This is a genomic window from Sphingobacterium sp. UBA5789, assembly GCF_002418355.1.
Classification (GTDB): Bacteria; Bacteroidota; Bacteroidia; order Sphingobacteriales; family Sphingobacteriaceae; genus Sphingobacterium.
Window position 1 is genome coordinate 163,798 of the sequence record NZ_DIDX01000003.1, and the last position, 19,065, is coordinate 182,862.

General features: G+C 38.9%; 20 protein-coding genes. 17 read left to right on the plus strand and 3 right to left on the minus strand.

Annotated features, from left to right (window positions below; genetic code table 11):
- Positions 1 to 84: 84 nt before the first annotated feature.
- Positions 85 to 585, minus strand: coding sequence for a phosphoheptose isomerase (locus B4B65_RS06930; protein WP_293914580.1), 501 nt, complete (start codon positions 583 to 585; stop codon positions 85 to 87).
- 121 nt (positions 586 to 706) lie between these two features.
- Between B4B65_RS06930 and B4B65_RS06935 the strand changes: the two genes are divergently transcribed.
- From B4B65_RS06935 to atpG, 10 genes are all read left to right on the plus strand, one after another.
- On the plus strand, positions 707 to 1,693 hold the full coding sequence (locus B4B65_RS06935) for an imelysin family protein (RefSeq protein ID WP_293914581.1): 987 nt from the start codon (positions 707 to 709) through the stop codon (positions 1,691 to 1,693).
- 90 nt (positions 1,694 to 1,783) lie between these two features.
- Positions 1,784 to 4,015, plus strand: coding sequence for a helix-turn-helix domain-containing protein (locus tag B4B65_RS06940; RefSeq protein ID WP_293914582.1), 2,232 nt, complete (start codon positions 1,784 to 1,786; stop codon positions 4,013 to 4,015).
- 73 nt (positions 4,016 to 4,088) lie between these two features.
- Positions 4,089 to 4,307, plus strand: a complete 219-nt coding sequence (locus B4B65_RS06945) for an AtpZ/AtpI family protein (RefSeq protein WP_293914584.1) — start codon at positions 4,089 to 4,091, stop codon at positions 4,305 to 4,307.
- The gene (locus B4B65_RS06950; protein ID WP_201680396.1) at positions 4,300 to 4,695 is read left to right on the plus strand and encodes a hypothetical protein; all 396 of its coding nucleotides are present in this window, start codon (positions 4,300 to 4,302) and stop codon (positions 4,693 to 4,695) included. Before B4B65_RS06945 ends, B4B65_RS06950 begins: the two co-directional genes overlap by 8 nt.
- Positions 4,696 to 4,779: 84 nt before the next feature.
- A complete protein-coding gene (gene atpB / locus B4B65_RS06955; RefSeq protein WP_201680394.1) occupies positions 4,780 to 5,865 on the plus strand; it encodes a F0F1 ATP synthase subunit A in 1,086 nt (361 codons plus the stop codon).
- A gap of 38 nt (positions 5,866 to 5,903) precedes the next feature.
- Positions 5,904 to 6,095, plus strand: a complete 192-nt coding sequence (atpE, locus tag B4B65_RS06960; RefSeq protein ID WP_002992877.1) for an ATP synthase F0 subunit C — start codon at positions 5,904 to 5,906, stop codon at positions 6,093 to 6,095.
- Positions 6,096 to 6,203: 108 nt separating this feature from the next.
- Positions 6,204 to 6,704 (plus strand): F0F1 ATP synthase subunit B, encoded by a 501-nt coding sequence (locus B4B65_RS06965; RefSeq protein ID WP_002992878.1) that lies wholly within the window; start codon positions 6,204 to 6,206, stop codon positions 6,702 to 6,704.
- Between the two features lie 36 nt (positions 6,705 to 6,740).
- Positions 6,741 to 7,286 (plus strand): ATP synthase F1 subunit delta, encoded by a 546-nt coding sequence (gene atpH / locus B4B65_RS06970; protein ID WP_201680393.1) that lies wholly within the window; start codon positions 6,741 to 6,743, stop codon positions 7,284 to 7,286.
- A 51-nt stretch (positions 7,287 to 7,337) separates the two neighbouring features.
- Positions 7,338 to 8,912 (plus strand): F0F1 ATP synthase subunit alpha, encoded by a 1,575-nt coding sequence (gene atpA, locus B4B65_RS06975; protein WP_003011810.1) that lies wholly within the window; start codon positions 7,338 to 7,340, stop codon positions 8,910 to 8,912.
- Positions 8,913 to 8,991: 79 nt separating this feature from the next.
- Complete coding sequence (atpG, locus tag B4B65_RS06980) at positions 8,992 to 9,885, plus strand: ATP synthase F1 subunit gamma (protein ID WP_201680391.1); 894 nt, start codon at positions 8,992 to 8,994, stop codon at positions 9,883 to 9,885.
- 80 nt (positions 9,886 to 9,965) lie between these two features.
- Here the strand turns inward: atpG and B4B65_RS06985 are convergent, their stop codons facing one another.
- Positions 9,966 to 11,012: a 3-oxoacyl-ACP synthase III family protein gene (locus B4B65_RS06985; RefSeq protein ID WP_201680390.1), complete on the minus strand. Its 1,047-nt coding sequence runs from the start codon at positions 11,010 to 11,012 to the stop codon at positions 9,966 to 9,968.
- Between the two features lie 69 nt (positions 11,013 to 11,081).
- Here B4B65_RS06985 and B4B65_RS06990 point away from each other — a divergent pair, with 69 nt between their 5' ends.
- From B4B65_RS06990 to B4B65_RS07000, 3 genes are all read left to right on the plus strand, one after another.
- Positions 11,082 to 11,363, plus strand: a complete 282-nt coding sequence (locus B4B65_RS06990) for an ATP-dependent Clp protease adaptor ClpS (RefSeq protein WP_003011815.1) — start codon at positions 11,082 to 11,084, stop codon at positions 11,361 to 11,363.
- A 109-nt stretch (positions 11,364 to 11,472) separates the two neighbouring features.
- Positions 11,473 to 13,917: an outer membrane beta-barrel family protein gene (locus B4B65_RS06995; RefSeq protein ID WP_201680389.1), complete on the plus strand. Its 2,445-nt coding sequence runs from the start codon at positions 11,473 to 11,475 to the stop codon at positions 13,915 to 13,917.
- A gap of 93 nt (positions 13,918 to 14,010) precedes the next feature.
- On the plus strand, positions 14,011 to 14,838 hold the full coding sequence (locus B4B65_RS07000) for a 3-keto-disaccharide hydrolase (RefSeq protein WP_293914593.1): 828 nt from the start codon (positions 14,011 to 14,013) through the stop codon (positions 14,836 to 14,838).
- A 74-nt stretch (positions 14,839 to 14,912) separates the two neighbouring features.
- On the opposite strand, the gene B4B65_RS07005 is transcribed toward B4B65_RS07000, so the two are convergent.
- Positions 14,913 to 15,614 carry a YjjG family noncanonical pyrimidine nucleotidase gene (locus B4B65_RS07005; protein ID WP_293914595.1) on the minus strand — a complete coding sequence of 234 codons (702 nt, stop codon included), beginning with the start codon at positions 15,612 to 15,614 and terminating at the stop codon, positions 14,913 to 14,915.
- Positions 15,615 to 15,832: 218 nt separating this feature from the next.
- Here B4B65_RS07005 and B4B65_RS07010 point away from each other — a divergent pair, with 218 nt between their 5' ends.
- From B4B65_RS07010 to hemE, 4 genes are read left to right on the plus strand one after another with little or no spacing between them, the layout of a single operon-like run.
- Positions 15,833 to 16,708: a sensor histidine kinase gene (locus B4B65_RS07010; protein ID WP_293914596.1), complete on the plus strand. Its 876-nt coding sequence runs from the start codon at positions 15,833 to 15,835 to the stop codon at positions 16,706 to 16,708.
- Positions 16,698 to 17,402, plus strand: coding sequence for a response regulator transcription factor (locus B4B65_RS07015; RefSeq protein ID WP_002992899.1), 705 nt, complete (start codon positions 16,698 to 16,700; stop codon positions 17,400 to 17,402). Before B4B65_RS07010 ends, B4B65_RS07015 begins: the two co-directional genes overlap by 11 nt.
- Before the next feature lie 6 nt (positions 17,403 to 17,408).
- Positions 17,409 to 17,924 carry a hypothetical protein gene (locus B4B65_RS07020; protein WP_201680384.1) on the plus strand — a complete coding sequence of 172 codons (516 nt, stop codon included), beginning with the start codon at positions 17,409 to 17,411 and terminating at the stop codon, positions 17,922 to 17,924.
- On the plus strand, positions 17,924 to 18,961 hold the full coding sequence (hemE, locus tag B4B65_RS07025) for a uroporphyrinogen decarboxylase (RefSeq protein ID WP_293914597.1): 1,038 nt from the start codon (positions 17,924 to 17,926) through the stop codon (positions 18,959 to 18,961). The genes B4B65_RS07020 and hemE overlap by 1 nt, the downstream gene beginning before the upstream one ends.
- Positions 18,962 to 19,065 lie beyond the last annotated feature (104 nt).

Sequence of the window (19,065 nt, forward strand, 5' to 3'; positions counted from 1 at the left end):
TCAATATACAAAAGACATTGTTTTATATGTTTATGTTGGCGCGAGGCTTAACGAGAAAGAGGGGAAAAATTCCCCTCTTTTCTTTTATCTTCCAAAGTCATCCTGTACCCGGACAATATCATCCTCATCAGAAGGATTGTCAACATCTGTATGTTGCCAGATTTCTGCCAATACACCATATTCGGATAATCCTACCAGACGGTGGCGTTCTCCCTGACGAAGTTTAATGCTTTCGCCTGTTGTAAGTTTTTTAAGTTCCTGCTCATCATCTGTATCACTTGTCACTACACCTACAGTACCTTTGATTACTCTCCAGATTTCTGCACGACGGTGGTGGTATTGCCATGAAAGACGTTTTTCCGGAGCAACGATCAGAATTTTAGGACTTAATTTGCCGGAAATCTTAAGATCCTGTACATTCAGACCTTCAAAATATTCATCTGCAAACTGCTGTGCCTGATCTTCATTTATCACAAAAAAACCTCCCCATGGACGGGTTTGATCTTGTTTTTCGATGCCAAATCCTTTATCTGTAAGGATTTTCTCTATTTCACTGAATAATTCGGCTTTATCTACGTATTCCATTTTTATTGATTTACTTAAAAGGGTGAAGTTAGGATTTTTTTTAAAAATATGTATCAACTATTGTTACTTTCAATTCACAAATTAATATCTACCTTTGCGGACGTTTTTAGTAACTCAATTTATGAAAAACAGGTTTTTGGGCTTGGTGATACTACCAGTCCTGGTGAGTTGTTCCGCAGGTCAGGATAAAATTAACACACAGATTAAGATTATTGACAATATTGAATCCCATATCATTATTCCTACACATCAGCTTCTTTGTGAGCGTGTCAGTGATTTGCAGGGAGCGATCCAACGTATTGAAATAGGTAATGATATTTCCCTTTTGCAGGCAAGAGATGCCTGGGTAGAGACCCGTGAATTGTGGGAACAGGCAGAAGGATATGCTATAAAAGAGAGTAAGATTGTACGCATTCGTCAGCGGATGGATGAAAGTACATATCCTTTATCCCAACAGCAGCCTGACAGGATCAATAGAGGTGAATTTCAGCAGATAGAATACATTCTATGGGGTGCAGATGGTATGCGTATGGCTGCTGATCTGACAGAGACTGATCTGGCATCTTTACTTACTATTTCTGATAGTATGGTTGTGCAGACGAATCAATTGCTTGCGTTTGCAAAAGAAACAGCATGGACAAAGGCAAAGTTAAAAGCTAGAAATGAAGAACAACGTTCTCAAATCTGTCAGCAACGTATAAAAGACTATGTGGGCGGTATGATAGGAGTGACGCAGCAAATTTTAGATACTAAGATTACAGAACCTGATGCTCCGATATTCGCTGTTCAGATAGAAGAGCCCTATAGTGATAATACTAAATCTGATATCCTGAATAATATTATTGCTATCGAAAATCTGTATACAGGCAGATTGGATCTGCATAAAGGCGCTGGAATAGCGGCCGTTGTAGATCGTCAGGATAAAGTTCTGGATGAAACTTTACGTAAGTCCATAGAAGATTCCAAAAAAGCTATCAATGCATTGCCCGAATCCTACAGTATGGCCCTGTCCAATGACAGAGATGCGGTGCTGGTGGCTAAGGTAAAGCTGCAAACCCTTCAGGAACTGCTTAAAGACCGTTTATTGCCATTGGTCTCTCAGATCTGAGATAGACAGTTTTTATTTGTTATTTTTGTAAAAGATACCTTGTCATATGGTATCTTTTATTTTTTATGATTATTCCGATTATTTTTTCTCATGAGTGAATTACCTTTAGATAAACAAAATACAGCCTTTATGCAGGCCGTAGCTTTCGTCAATCAAACGAACCAAAATCTTTTCCTGACAGGAAAGGCTGGTACGGGAAAGACGACATTTCTACGGTATATCAACAAGCATTCGTATAAGAAGATGGCTATTACTGCACCAACGGGAGTTGCTGCGATGAATGCCGGAGGTACGACGCTGCATGCGCTATTCTGGTTACCGTTCGGAGTCTTTCTGGAGGATTATGAGATGAACTGGAGTGCAGAGGATAATAATATTTATAATAAAAGCCGTCTGTTCAGTACGATAAAACTTACCAAACAGAGAAGAGCTATTCTGCAGGAGCTGGAGCTGTTGGTGATCGACGAAGTGTCGATGGTGCGTAGTGACACCCTGGATGCCATAGATGTAATATTGAAGTCTGTGAGACGTGATCAGCGTCCTTTTGGTGGCGTGCAGGTACTGTTTATCGGGGACTTATACCAGTTGCCTCCGGTGGTTCGTGATTTTGAATGGTCGGTTTTGAGAGGTACGTATTCCAGTCCGTTCTTTTTTGATGCCAAAGTAATGCGTGAATATCCGCCTGTTATGCTGGAGCTTAATCATATTTATAGACAAAAGGATGATTCGTTTATTAATTTGCTGAATAATATCCGAAATAATCAGGTGTCTAAAGATGATCTGGAACAACTGAATGTGCATTATAAAGCTGATTTTGAGCCTGCTTCTTCTGATCAATATATTACACTGACTTCTCACAATCGGCTTGCTGATACGATCAATCAGGAAGAATTGGTGCGGTTGCCTGGTAAGATGCTTAATATAAAAGCTGTTATCAAGGATGAATTTCAGCAGGGATCGTATCCTACAGATGAGACACTGACTCTGAAAATAGGGGCGCAGGTCATGTTTATTAAAAATGATACTGGTGATGACCGTAAATATTTCAACGGAAAAATCGGTACTGTCAAAGAAATCAATCTGGATAAACAATACGTGGTGGTATCATTTCCGGATGGCTCTGATGATGTAATGGTCAAAAGAGAAATATGGGAAAATATACGGTATAATTACGATAAGGGTCAGGACGAGATCAATTCTGAAGTACTGGGTACATTTTCTCAATATCCGTTGCGTCTGGCCTGGGCAATTACGATTCACAAGAGTCAGGGCCTGACATTTGAGAGAGCTATTATTGATGCAGGTACTTCATTTGCTGCGGGACAGGTATACGTTGCACTCAGCAGGCTGACAGGTCTGGAAGGTTTGATACTCAAATCTCCAATTCCTGCACATTCCATTCGTACAGATTTTCAGGTTGTGTCGTTTATGCAACGTATGCTTCCGGAGGGAGAACTGCCGGCTGTTCTTGAACAGTGTCAGAAAAATTATCTTGGTCAGATATTACTTAACAGTTTTCGCTGGACTGCATTGATTGATGAGACTGTAGCATTACAAATGTCTCTGGCCGACCGTAATATAGATGATAAAGCAGGAGCAGAACATTATTTTGTTCAGCTGGTAGCTGATCTGCGAAAACAAGAGAAAGTGGCACATTCATTTATCAATCAACTCTATACGTTGCTTAGTGATAAGTCCAGTCTGGATTATACGCGTATATGCGAGCGTACAAAATCTGCAGTGCAATGGTTCCAGTCTAAAATTGATGATGAATTAATTAAACCTACGTTTGCACATATCAATGCCTGGAAAATCAAGAAAAGGACAAAGAAGTATATTGATGAACTGAGCAGTCTGCATCTTGATTATAAACGTAAACTTGATCAGCTGTTACATTGTCTTACGATTGCGGAGACGCTCATGAGTGACGGAAATATCGGAGAGGCTGTCACGCAGATGGAGAAATTTGAAAAATCCAAAGATGACCAGGTTAAGACGGCTACAGAAGACACAGAAACAAAAGATCTGACCAAATTAGATACAAAACAGATCACATTGGAAATGTATCAGGACGGACATTCTATAGAAGAGATAGCTCAGAAAAGAGGTATGGTTGCCGGAACAATATATGGTCATCTGATTAATTTTATAGGGGATGGCGTCGAGGCACATGAGCTTATCGAACAGGATAAACTGGATTTAATCATTGAAGTAATCCGTAAACATCCGGACGCTTCAGCTTCCGAACTTAAGAGTATTTTAGGCCCTTCAGTAGATTATCCTGATATCCGTATCGGACAAAAAGTGTTAAGTGTAGATTAAACAAAAATTATCACTTATATTTGCCGGGTAATATGACGGAATCTGAGGCATATTCCTGATCTAACATGTAATTATGGAAAAGAAAAGTGGTCCCAGCAAATGGATGATGTTTATTGCTATGCCTTCTCAGATGGGGATCACTGTTTACCTGTTTTACATGTTGGGTACCTGGCTGGATAAAAAATACGGTTGGGAGAATGAGGTAGCTATGAAAGTGTCCACATTTACAGGTGTAATTGTATCCATCTATTATTTTATAAAACAAGCAAATCGATTGAGTAAGAATGACTAAAAATATACGCTATTTTATACTGCTACTGATAGTTGGGTTTGTGTTGTATGGATTGCATTATGCCGTATTAAAAGGGTTGGATCTGCAGGATGTATGGCAGCAGACGGATTATAAGCTGTGGGGATTTTATCTTGTCGGTGGAATTTCATCTTTGATCATGTTAATTGTTGTTATTATTATCCATAATATGATGCCCAATAGCGTAGGGTTTGTGTTTTTGGGATTACTTACCCTTAAGATGATCGTTTCATTTCTATATGTGAATAAAGGCTTAAATCAGCAGCCCGAAAACTTTATCGAATATAATTTTTTGGCTGTGTTTTTTCTTTTTATCGTGTATGATGTATTCATGGCGTATAAAGTTATGAATCAAGAGAATAAACAGTAATTTATATAAATAAAAAAAAGTTTCATTTAATCGCAAAAGATGATAAATAAAATCGTATTTTTGCGCAAAAATTAACGAGAAAACATGGAGAGTCTAAGGAGAACGCTTCTTATTTTTACAGCAGTATTATTCACATTCAACCCTTTCCTGGCGGGAGCTAGCGAAGGAGGAGATGAACCAAAGTCGCAATCTGAAGAGATCAAAGAATACAGTGAGCACCATTTGCAGGATGATTATTATTTTTCTTTGTTCACAGATAAAAAAGCGGATAAGGTATATGGTTTTCCGCTTCCTGTTATCCTAATCGATAACGGATTAAAAGTTTTCTCTTCCGCTGCATTTGATCACGGTCATGCAGTAGTTGAAAAAGATGGTCAGTATTATAAACTTTTTCACAACAAGATCTACAAGACAGACGCTGCAGGAACATTGACGATGGATGAAAAACATCATCCGACCAATGCTAAACCTTTAGACTTTTCAATTACGAAAAATGTCGTAGGTCTGTTGTTAGCAACACTTCTGTTGTTCTGGGGATTTTTGAGTCTGGCTAAAACATACAAAAAAGGAGCAAATACACTTCCAAAAGGAGTAGGACGTGTGTTGGAGCCACTAGTATTATACGTACGTGATGAAATGGCTATGCCTAATATCGGTGCACGCTACAAAGAGTTTATGCCTTACCTGTTATCTGTGTTCTTCCTGATTTTTCTGTTGAACTTGTTGGGATTGACACCGTTAGGTTTTAATGTGACGGGTAACATTACAGTAACATTATGTCTGGCCTTATTTACCTTCTTTATCATTCTTTTCAAAGCAAATAAAAACTACTGGAAACATATTTTCTGGATGCCGGGTGTACCAGTTCCGTTTAAAATAGTTTTGGCACCTATCGAGTTACTGGGTATGTTTACCAAGCCATTCTCTCTGATGCTGCGTTTATTTGCAAATATTACTGCAGGACACTCTGTTGTAATGGGGTTGATTGCAATTGTTTATTTGTTTCAAACCCAACTGACGGTAGGAGGTAGTATTGGTGTCTCTATGTTACTGACACTTATTCTAATGCTTTTGGAGTTATTAGTAGCATTCCTTCAGGCATTTATTTTTACCATGTTGTCTTCACTGTTCATAGGTATGGCAGTAGAGGAACACCATGACCATCATTAATCAGAATTTTTTTTAAATTTTTATATAATTAAATTGTTATGATTCCAAATTTAGTAGGTGCAGGTTTAATCGTTATCGGTGCAGGTCTAGGACTAGGTAAAATCGGTGGTTCCGCAATGGAAGCTATCGCTCGTCAGCCAGAAGCAGCATCAAAAATTCAAACTGCAATGATCATCATTGGTGCCCTAGTAGAAGGTTTAGCATTCGGTGCTTTAATCTTAGGTAGATAATCCAATGTTACAGTACAAGCACCATTTGCAACGGTTGGTTGCAAGCGGTGCTTCTTCAGGTAAAAAAAGAAAAAATTAAAAAGAAATAATATTTTATAATATATACAAATGGAAGCATTAATTAATCAGTTTTCGTATGGTCTGTTTTTTTGGCAACTGATCATATTATTAATAGTAATCTTTATCTTAGGTAAATTTGCTTGGAAACCTATTGTTAATGCTCTGGATGAGCGTGAGACAGGTATTTCTAACGCGTTAGCAGCTGCTGAGAAGGCAAAACTGGAAATGACTCGTTTGACAAATGAAAACGAGCAGTTATTGAAAGAAGCGCGTGCTGAGCGTGATCTGATTCTGAAAGAAGCAAAAGAACTTAAAGAAAAGATCGTTATTGAAGCCAGAGATCAGGCACATGCGGAAGGTAAGAGATTAATCGCACAAGCTAAACAGGAAATCGATACGCAAAAAACTAAAGCGCTGGCTGAAGTAAAAGCACAGGTTTCTGAACTGTCTATTGAGATCGCTCGCAAAGTGTTAAGCAAAGAATTTGAAGACCAGGGTAAACAGCAGGCATTAGTTGCTGATTTGCTTAAGGATGTTAAATTGAACTAATCATTCATTCAGGTTTTCAAATTATAATTTATAACTATGTCAGTATTTAAAGTAGCATCTAGATATGCAAAGTCGTTAATCGACTTGTCGCAGGAACAGGGTCAACTGGAGGAAGTGAAATCCAATATAGATCAATTTGTATCTGTGTTGAAGGAAAATTCTAGCTTGCGTGCTGTCTTAGCAAATCCGATTATTACCTGGGATAAGAAATATGCCATCCTTGAACAAATCTTTAAGGATAAATTCGGTGCTTCCGTACTGGCATTTTTCAGAATCATGATCTTCAAAGGCCGTGGTGAAATCCTTTATAATACAGCACAGGAATTTTTACGTGAATACAATACAATCAAAGGTATTGTAGAAGCGACTGTTATTTCGGCGGCACCTCTTTCAGCAGAGAATCTGGACGCATTGAAAAAAGTGATTACAGAAGAGCTAAATGCACAGGTCTTGCTGACAAATAAAGTTGATGCTTCCCTTATCGGAGGTTTCATCGTAAAAGTAGGTGATAAGCAGATCGATACCAGTATCGCACGTAAACTGGATGATTTAGAAAGATATTTAACTGCTCAGTCGGTATAACGATTGAACTTGATAATAAAACAAAAATAAAAACCCCTTATAAAAATTACAATGATAGAGGTAAGACCAGATGAAGTTTCGGCAATCTTGAGAGAACAATTGTCAGGCTTTAAATCAGAAGCCGAACTCGAAGAAGTGGGTACAGTCCTTACAATAGGTGACGGTATCGCTCGAATCTACGGCTTAACTAAAGTACAGTCAGGAGAGTTGGTAGAGTTTGATAACGGATTACAAGGTATCGTGATGAACCTGGAAGAAGACAACGTAGGTGTTGTACTTTTGGGCTCTTCGGAAGATGTGAAAGAAGGAGATACTGTAAAACGTACCGATCGTATTGCATCCATTCAGGTGGGTGAAGGACTTTTGGGTCGTGTTGTAAATACGTTAGGTCAGCCTATTGATGGTAAGGGACCTGTTGTAGGTGAGACATACGAAATGCCTATCGAGCGTAAAGCTCCCGGTGTTATCTACCGTCAGCCCGTAACGGAGCCATTACAGACAGGTATCAAAGCTATTGATGCGATGATTCCTATTGGTCGTGGTCAGCGTGAGTTGGTTATCGGTGACCGTCAGACAGGTAAAACTGCTGTATGTATCGATACCATCCTTAACCAAAAAGAATTTTACGATGCAGGTCAGCCTGTATTTTGTATCTATGTAGCTGTAGGTCAGAAAAACTCCACTGTAGCGAACATCGTTCGTGTATTGGAAGAAAGAGGCGCTATGGCTTATACTGTTATTGTCAATGCTTCTGCGGCAGATCCTGCTCCAATGCAGTTCTACGCGCCAATGGCCGGAGCTGCGATCGGAGAGTTTTTCCGTGATACAGGTCGTCCTGCATTGATCGTATATGATGATTTATCTAAACAAGCGGTAGCTTACCGTGAAGTATCTTTATTACTTCGTCGTCCACCGGGCCGTGAGGCTTACCCTGGAGACGTTTTCTATCTTCACTCCCGCTTATTAGAGCGTGCTGCAAAAATCAACTCTTCGGATGAGATCGCACGCAATATGAATGACCTTCCGGCTTCTATCAAGCATTTGGTAAAAGGTGGTGGTTCACTGACAGCTCTTCCTATTATCGAAACTCAGGCAGGTGACGTATCCGCATATATCCCTACCAACGTAATCTCGATCACCGATGGACAGATCTTCCTGGAGTCTAACTTATTCAATGCTGGTATCCGTCCGGCTATCAACGTAGGTATCTCGGTATCACGAGTTGGTGGTAATGCACAGATCAAATCCATGAAAAAAGTTTCGGGTACTCTAAAGTTAGATCAGGCTCAATACCGCGAGCTGGAAGCTTTTGCTAAATTCGGTTCGGACTTAGATGCAGCTACTAAAGCAGTAATTGATAAAGGTGTACGTAACGTTGAAATTTTGAAACAAGGTCAATTCTCTCCAGTACCTGTTGAAAAACAAGTAGCGATTATCTATGCTGGTACAAAAGGTCTTTTCCGTAGTGTCCCTGTAAATAAGGTTCGTGCTTTTGAAGAAGATTACTTGACTCAATTGGAACAACGTCATCCGGAAGTATTAGCAGCTTTGAAAGCTGGTAAATTCTCAGATGAATTGACTGATGTGTTAGAAAAAGTTGCTAAAGAATTAGCATCACAATATTAATAAGATATGAGTAACGAGTATTGAGTATAGAGTCTTATACTCAATACGCAATACTCAGTGCTCAAATCTCAATTATAGTATGGCAAATTTAAAAGAAGTAAGAAACCGTATTACGTCGGTATCATCGACGCAGCAGATCACAAAGGCCATGAAAATGGTGTCAGCCGCTAAATTAAAGCGTGCTACCAACGCTATTGTGCAGCTACGTCCGTATGCTACCAAACTAAGAGATATTCTGGCAGATGTATCTGCGAGTGTAGAGGGAAATGATTCTCCTTTTACAAAAGATCGGGAGCCGAATAAAGTGCTTTTGATTGTCGTATCATCTAACAGAGGACTTGCAGGTGCTTTCAATGCGAATGTGATTAAAGCAACTAATAATCTTGTTGCTTCGAAATATGCTGAACAGCTGAGAAAAGGTAATGTAAGTATTATCGCTATCGGTAAAAAAGGAAATGACTTTTACGCTAAGCGTGATGCTTATCATGTGATTGCTAATCACAGTGATCTGTTCGCTGACTTGAACTTTGAAAATACCTCAAAGATTACGGAGTTTGTAATGGAACAATTCAAATTAGGAAACTTTGATCGTGTAGAAGTAATATACAATCAGTTTCGTAATGCTGCAGTACAAGTGCTTACTGCAGAGCAGATTCTACCTTTGTTACCAAGTGAAGACAGTAAACCTGAAGATAAACAACCGAAAGAAGTCGATTACATTATCGAACCTTCTAAGGAAAAGATTATTGAAGAACTGATCCCTAAAGCGATCAAGACTCAGCTTTATAAAGCGATTCTGGATTCCCATGCTTCTGAACACGGAGCACGTATGACAGCTATGGATAAAGCAACAGAAAATGCCGGAGATCTTTTGAAAGCATTGAAATTGTCTTACAACCAGGCACGCCAGGCTGCTATTACAACAGAGCTTACAGAGATCGTTTCAGGTGCTGCTGCACTATCTAACGGATAAACGTAATTTTTTATATAAGGAAAAAGGGGAAATCGATAGATTTCCCCTTTTTGTTTTTATTAAAGATAGTCGTTCAGATCTTACCATCTGATCAATGCTGATCCCCAGGTAAATCCAGCTCCGAATGCAGCAAGGCAAACCAGATCTCCTTCTTTGATCTTTCCCTCTTCCCAGGCTTCACACAAAGCAATAGGAACTGAAGCGGCAGTCGTATTTCCATATTTTTGAATATTATTAAATACCTGGTCATCTCTAAGTCCAAGTGTTTTCTGTACATATTGAGAAATTCTCAGATTCGCCTGATGAGGTATGAGCATATCAATGTCAGTAGAAGTAAGGTTGTTTTTTGCGAGTGCTTCTCCAATAACTTCGGGGAATTTGACCACTGCTTTTTTGAATACAGCCTGTCCGTCCATATATGCGGAAGTTGATCCGTCTTCCAGCATTTCTTTTGTCATATAGAGTCCGCCGAGTTCCTGATCCGGCCATTGCGGAGGGTTCTCCAGCCAGATGCCCGCAGAAGCTCCGGGATAATACATCGCCAGTTTCTCTGCATCTGCTCCGTCAGAGTGAAGATGAGTGCTGAGAATACCTTTTCCGGCTTCCTGTGTAGGCTGTAGTACTACAGCTCCTGCACCGTCTCCAAAGATAACAGATACCGAACGGCTTCTCGTCGCAAAATCCATAGCAAAGGACTGTTTCTCAGAGCCGACAACGAGAATATTTTTGTACATGCCGGTTTTGATAAACTGATCTGCTACTGATATGGCATAGATGAAACCCGAACACTGATTTCGAATATCAAGTGCGCCTATTTCTTTCATGCCCATTTCGCGTTGCAGCAGCACGCCACATCCCGGAAAGTAATAATCAGGAGACAAGGTCGCAAAAATCACAAAGTCAATTTCCTCAGCAGTTGTATTTGCCCGCTCAATAGCGATTTTAGAAGCTTCTATAGCCATCGTGGTTGTAGTTTCCCCCAACCGGTCAGCATAACGACGTTCCTTGATTCCGGTACGTTCCTGGATCCACTCATCACTGGTATCCATAAAACGGGTGAGATCGTTATTGGTATATACATTTTTTGGGACGTAATAGCCTATCCCGGCAATTTTGGATTGAAACATATTTCTTTATCTTACAATTTTAAGAACTTCAAAATTACACAATTTTTGAAAATTACTTACTTTTGTATCATGAGTGTACAGACACAAGAGGAAACCTATTCATTAGAGGAGATTTTAGCAGCAGCGAAAAGCTCTAACAGACTTATTCTGTGGAATGATGAAACCAATACTTTTGACCATGTGATTGAATGTTTGATGAAACATCTTCAATATACCGAAAAACAGGCTGAACAGATCGCCTGGAAGGTACATACTGAAGGTAAATGTGCTATTCTGGAAGGATCATTTACAGAAATGGAAGTGTACAGAAAGATCCTAAAATCAGAAGGACTTACGGTTTCTGTTGAATAAACTTTGCCTGTACCGGTGACTGCGAATCCTTCGTAATAATGCGGTTACGAATAAGCGATTGCAAGTAAAAAGAAGCATTTTTGCTTTTCCATTTGTAATCATATACAGCATGTCACCGAAAATCTTACTTTATTTTGTATTTACGCTACTACCCATTTTATCATTTGGACAAAATGTTCAGATCAAAGCAATCGTTGTTGATGAGAAGTCAAACGAACCTATTCTAGGTGCCAGTGCTGCGCTTCTGAAACAATCTTCTCAGGCATATGTAAAAGGACAGCAGTCTGATATTAAAGGTCAACTTCTTTTTCAGGATGTAGATGCGGGGGTGTATACGCTCCGTATTTCTTATATGGGATATACCAACCTTATCCAGGAAAATATCGTCGTACAGGCAAATAAAAATGTAGATCTCGGCACCTTGTCAATGCTGGAAGACGGAAAGATGCTGGGAGAAGTACTGGTTGAGGGAAAAGTTCCAGCTATGGAAATCGGTATAGACCGTAAAGTTTTTAATGTAGGCCAAAGTCTCGTCAGCGTTGGTGGTACAGCTACAGATCTGCTGGCTAATGTACCGACACTGCAGGTTGATATGGATGGTACAGTGAGTTTACGCGGATCCAGCAGTGTACGTATTCTGATTGACGGGAAGGAATCGGCAATGGCTGGAAGCGATATTACAAGCCTGTTGCAATCTCTGCCTGCTAATGCGATCGAAAAAGTAGAGGTCATCACGAATCCATCTTCAAAATACGATGCCGAAGGTCAATCGGGGATCATCAATATTGTTTTGAAAAAGAATGTCAGAACCGGACTCAACGGTACTGTAAATGCTTCTGCAGGTTCTTATAATAACTATATGGCAGGAGCAAGTCTCAATTATAAAGATGAAAAATTCAATTACAGCGGAAGTTATAACTTCAATCGCCGTAATATGGTAGGAGGAGGTCTTACCAATAATACTTATCTCAATAATAACAGCCAGATTAATAATACAGAAGATTCTGAAAGAAAAGGAATCAATAATATGGTAAAATTAGGTGTGGAATATTCACCAAACGCAAAAACTACCATCGGAATTTCCGGAAATCTGAGTATTCGGGATAATGATCGTCGTAATGATTTGAATTATAATTATTTCAATCACCCCGAATTATCCGGTACAAGCTTTAGAGGATCGCGTCAGAAAGAAGATGATCTTGGGTATGATCTGAATCTGGATTTTAGCAGAAAATTTGCAAGAGAAGGAGAGGAACTGACTGCGAATTTTATGTATGGGAGAGATACGGAAGACGGAACAAATGATTTCAATCAGACTTATTCATCAGGACTTCCAGCCACAAGCAGATTGAATAAAACTTCTGAAGACGGGAAAAATATGAATATTCAGGTCGATTATACACTTCCCTTTTCAAAAGACAGTAAATTAGAAACTGGATATAAATCTATTATTCGAAAATCAGCTGACACACAGTTTTCTGATACGCTGGACAACGTGTCTGGTAATTATTTTCCGGATTATGATATCAGTAATGATTTTGATCTGACTAATTCTGTCCATGCCTTGTACGTAAATTATCAGAATAAACTGACGGATAAGATTTCATATCAGATCGGATTACGCGGAGAACAAACGTACCTGACTTCTACTTACTTCAAAAAAGATCCTTCATTACCGGCAAATGAAATAGAAACAGTTGCTAAACAGGATTATTTCAGATTGTATCCTACAGCGTTTCTTACTTATGCTTTAGGAGAGAAAGGCGATAAGATTCAATTTAGTTATTCGAGACGTGTACAACGTCCGCGCGGCTGGCAGGTGAATCCATTTGAGGATGTTTCCGATGATATGAATCGTCGTCAGGGAAATCCTAACTTATTGCCGGAAGATATCCATTCTTTTGAAATGAGTTATGCTAAATTCTATGATAAATGGAATATTCTGGCTACCGGATATTACCGTCGTATGAAAGATGTAATGCAGCCGTATATTTATGAGGTAGATACACTCTCCAGTGTGACCAGAAGCCGCTGGGAAAATCTGACGAATTCCAGTGTAGCAGGTTTGGAGCTTATTTCTAAAGTGAACGCAACCAGTTGGCTGGACTTTACAGTTAACGGAAATATGTTTTATAACCGCATTGATGGTAACGCTGACTTTGGGATTAAAGAGAGTGACGGAATCAACTGGAATGCCAATCTGACCTCTAATGTGAAGATACTTCCTTCCTTATCCGGTCAACTTCGCGCAGATTACAATGCACCAAGATTGCTTGCACAAGGTAAAACAAAAGCTATGACAGGAATAGATGTAGGTCTGAAGCAAGAGGTGTTAAACAAAAAGGGAAGTATTATGTTTAATGTAAGGGACTTATTAAACACCCGTAAATTCGGAGGATATATCAATACAGCTCAGGTTAATTCATCATTTGAACGCCGTTGGATGAAACGCATGTTTATGCTTTCTTTCTCATACAGATTCGGAGCACAGGATTTCGGAAAGAAAAAGCGTCCTGAGAATTCTATCGATATGGAGGGTGGTGAGCAGTTCTAGAAATGATGATAAAAGGAATTAGCAATATCGTAGTATTCGATTTTTTTTATTAAATTTAATGATCAGTTTGAATCGATTATAAAAAACAATACCATGAAATCAACATTTAATTACCTGTATGCAGGAATGGCTGCACTAACTTTGTCGTTAGGCTCCGGAGCATTTCAGCAGGTTCAGGCACAAACAAAAAAAGCAGTGGCAACTTCTTATAAGCTGTTAGATCTTCCAAAGGTAGATATCAAAAAATTCCCTAAAAACAGTAAGGGTGCATACATTATTTTTGACGGTAAATCGTTAGAAGGATGGAGAGGATATAATAAGGATCATGTGCCTACAAAATGGGGTGTTGAAGATGGTACGATCAAATTTACAGCTAAACCGATAGGTAGTACGCCGGGAGAAGGTGGTGATTTGATTTTTGCACATGATTTCAAAAATTTTGAACTTGAATTTGAATGGAAAATTTCAGAAGCCGGAAATTCGGGTACATTTTTCCTGGCTAAAGAAATAGAAGGACAGCCTATTTATATTTCAAGTCCTGAGTATCAGTTGCTGGATAATGAAAACCATCCTGATGCAAAAATGGGGGTTGATGGTAATCGTAAATCAGGTTCACTGTATGATATGATCCCGGCAAAACCACAGAATGGCAAACCTGCAGGTCAGTGGAATTTAGCGAAGATTGTAGTGAATAATGGTAAAGTAACCCATTATCAGAATGGTGAAAAAGTAGTGGAATATACGCTATGGACTCCCGAATGGATAGCGCTGCTGGAAGCGAGTAAATTCAGCAGTGAAAAATGGCCTTTGGCATTTGAATTACTTAGTAAGGTTGGTGGCAAGACCAAATCCGGTGTGATTGGTTTCCAGGACCACGGTAATGATGTGTGGCTTAAGAATGTAACGGTAAAAGTGTTGTAGATTTTAATCTGCTCTATAAAACAAAAAAGCAACGTATTAATACGTTGCTTTTTTGTTTCGATAAAGATAAAGTATTAAAACATATGTTTCAATTCGCTGAGATCATTAATGGCATGCGATACATCATTTGGTAACTGCATACGATTCGGATTGAAGTAAATGGCATCCATTCCCACATTCTGAGCTCCTCTGACATCTGCATCCAGATTGTCTCCGATCATCACGGCATGATCAGCAGAAGTGCCTGTAGTTTGCATAGCATGGTGAAAGATAAGAGGATCCGGTTTGTTTACTCCAACCAGTTCAGAAATAAAAATATGCTGAAAATATTGTTTCAGATCACTTGTTCCAAGTTTTACTTCACAGGCTTCTTTAAATCCGTTTGAGATCAGATGAAGATTATACCGCTCTTTCAGATAAGCAAGTGTTTCATGTGCATGTGGGAATAAATTAGTTTTCTGCGGACAGATAAACAAATATTCTTCTTCGAAATCTTTTGGAAACAAAGAAGGATCTACGCCCAGATCTGTAAATGTATTTTCAAACCTTGCTTTTCTCAGCGTCGGTTTATCGATTTTTCCATGATGATACAGATTCCATAAACGATGATTATTAGATGTGTAGGTCGAAATAAACAGATCTGCACTGCTATGATTGAACAGTTTATCAAAGTCATATTTAAAAAACAGCTCGTCTAAGGTCTCTTCCGCATTCTTATCAAAATCCCAGATGGTGTGATCGAGGTCGAAAAATATATCTTTTTTATGATGGAACATATGTAAACCAAAATTAGAAATTAAAAATCAAAGTATGTGTTTTTACTGTGAGCGAATATCTGTATTATTTATCCCCTAAAAACGAGTATAATAATCCGCACTAAACACCGGTTACGGCAAAGGTGGTAAATGTTTTTCCTATTATTGTCATAATGCAGTAGATACTTTATAATACCTGATCTATTGCCTATTTTTGTCCTTCATTGTTCAGTTTCTGTATGAGAAAGACACTTTTTCTGTTTTATTTTTTAGTGTTTTATGCAATCTCCCAACTTATCTGGTGGGGTATTATGTTAGTGAAATACGAACCTCAGCGTAAATCTATGATTATCGGGGAGGGGATGTTTTTCTTGCTGATATTTCTATGGGGAGTATTACGGTTGAAGAACAATTTTAAAAGAGAGCACAAAATACATCAGCAGCAACAGAACTTCTTACTGGCCATCACACATGAATTAAAATCTCCGCTGGCATCTGTGAAACTGTACATTCAGACTATTCTGAAAAGAGATCTGGATAAGGAACAACAACAGATGTTTTTGCAAAATTCACTTAAGGATATTGAGCGTCTGGATGACCTTGTGGAGAATGTATTACTGACAACTAAACTGGAAAACAGAAGTTATAATCTGCCGAAAGAAGAGTTTAATCTGACAGAGATGGTTGAATCTATTGTTGACCGTCTGCAGAAGAATTCCTGCAGATCTCAGATTATCAAACCTGATCTTGACGTTGATGTGCGGATAGTAGCGGATAAATTTGCGATTACAAATGTCGTGACCAATCTGATTGAAAATGCAATCAAATATTCTCCGCCATGTGCAAGTGTATTTGTACGGTTGAAAAGAGAGTCAGGCAAATTGATATTTTCGGTAACAGATCATGGTATCGGTATTCCGGATGAAGAAAAAAAGAATATATTTAATAAATTTTATCGTGTAGGGAATGAATCTACACGAAAAACCAAAGGCACGGGTTTGGGGTTATATATAGTGAAAACGGTTTTGCAAAAACACAATGCCAGTATTAAAGTAAAAGATAACACTCCTTCAGGGAGTATTTTTGAAGTAACATTTGACAACTATGCAGGCTAAACAACGCATACTTTTAGTAGAAGATGAAGAACATCTGCTGGAAGCAATCAAATTAAACCTCGAGCTAGAGGGATATCGTGTAACTACCGCTACAGACGGTAAGAAAGCACTGAAAGTTTTTAAAGAAGAGCGTTTCAACCTTATTATTCTGGATGTCATGATCCCTGAGATCGATGGCTTCCAGGTGGCTGAAACTATTCGTCTGCAAAACAGTGAAGTTCCTATTATGTTTCTGACAGCCAAAAACAGTAGTGAAGACCGCATCACTGGACTTAAAAAGGGAGCAGATGATTATCTGGTTAAACCTTTCAATCTGGAAGAACTTATTCTGCGTGTAGGAAATCTGGTTCGCAGAGGAATGAAAGGGGATGATCTGAAAGAACTTAATTCCTATACAATCGGTGATAAAACCATTTATTTTAATTCCTATGAGTTACACCATGCAGATGGTACCATTACCTCATTGACGAAGAAAGAAACTATGCTGTTGAAACTACTGATAGAGCGCAGAAATGAAGCGGTATCACGTGAACAGATTCTGGAAACGGTATGGAATTATGATGTTTACCCTTCTACGCGTACCATTGACAACTTTATTCTGACATTCCGTAAATATTTTGAACCGGATCAGAAACACCCTATTTATTTTCATTCCATCCGTGGTGTTGGATATAAATTTACAGACAATCCATAATATCCAATGACAAAAAAGGCTAGATATATAGTCATTGCCATTGCTGTATGCTTTCTTCTCTATGCCATCTACGCCCGGCACTACTATGCTTGTGTCTATATCGTGGGTGGTATAGGCTATTTAGTGTGGAGCCAGTATAGAGAAGGATCTGTATTTATGGCAACACAGGCTTTTCATAAGCAGGATTATGAAAAAACAAAACAACTGCTTTCAGAAGTAACGAATCCTGATGCATTACGCAAAGGAAGGCGTAATTTTTATGAATTCATGATGGGAAATATTGCCCTCAAAGAAGACCGTATTGACGAAGCAGAATATCATTTTCAGCTTGCATCACGCTTACCCTGGAAACGCGAACATGAAAAGGGAATGGTGCTGATCAATCTTGCCAATATCAACCTCAGAAAACAAGCTTACGACAGAGTGAAAGCTTATCTGGATGTGGCAAATAAATTGAAGCTGACAGAGCGTCAGAAATCAATTGTTGAGAAAATAGAAAACGAATTATCAAAACATTTATAGTGAATAAAACCTTACAAAACGATTTATTTATCAGAGCTGCTTTTGGACAACAAACCGAACGTCCGCCAGTCTGGATGATGCGTCAGGCAGGACGTTATATGCCTGAATATTGGGAAATCAAGAATAAATATACTTTTCTTGAAATGTGCAAAACTCCTGAAATAGCTGCCGACGTAACCATGTTGCCGGTAGACCTTCTGGATATTGATGCTGCTATTTTATTTTCAGATATTCTGGTGACTCCGGAAGCAATGGGAGGAGATTTATCTTTTGAGCAGGGAGTAGGGCCTCGTTTTTCCAATCCGGTGAGAAGTTGGGAAGATGCAGAAAAACTGAATGCACAAAGTGTAGACAGATTACAGTATGTAGCAGACGCGATCAAAGTGATTCAGGAGCGATTGAATGGAAGTATTCCGCTGATAGGCTTTGCCGGAGCTCCTTTCACGATCTTAAGTTATCTGGTAGAAGGTAAATCGTCAAGAGATTTTAAGCTCACTAAAACACTATTGAATAATGATCCTAAACTGGCTCATTACATCTTACAAAAGATCACGGATCTTACCGTTGATTATCTGAATATGCAGATTGCTGCAGGAGTGAATGCTGTGCAGTTATTCGATAGCTGGGCAATGGCATTGACCTGGAATGATTATATCGAATTTGGTCATGCTTATACACAACAGATTATTTCCCGAATCAACAGAGCAGGTATTCCTGTTATCTCCTTTGCACGTGGAAGCTCAGTCTTCTATCCAATAATGAGTGAAGCGAAACCGGATGTTATCTCATTGGACTGGAATGCTGATATTCTGAATGTAAAAAATAACCTGCCGAAAGATATTGCAGTTCAGGGAAATTTTGATCCGATTATTCTGTATGCAGATAAAGCTGTGATCAGGAAAAAAATTCATGAACTGTTCGAACGTATGAGAGGACAGGATGGCTTCTTGTTCAATCTGGGACATGGTATTATGCCGGATATGTCTTTTGATCATGTCAAATATGCTGTGGACGTAATTAAAGAATTCAGATACTAATACATAAGTTCAGTATCCTTAAGGGACTGTCTGCACATTTTCAATTGTAACTGCTACACGGAATTTACTCCGCAATTAGTAGGTTGATACCTGTTCAGACAGTT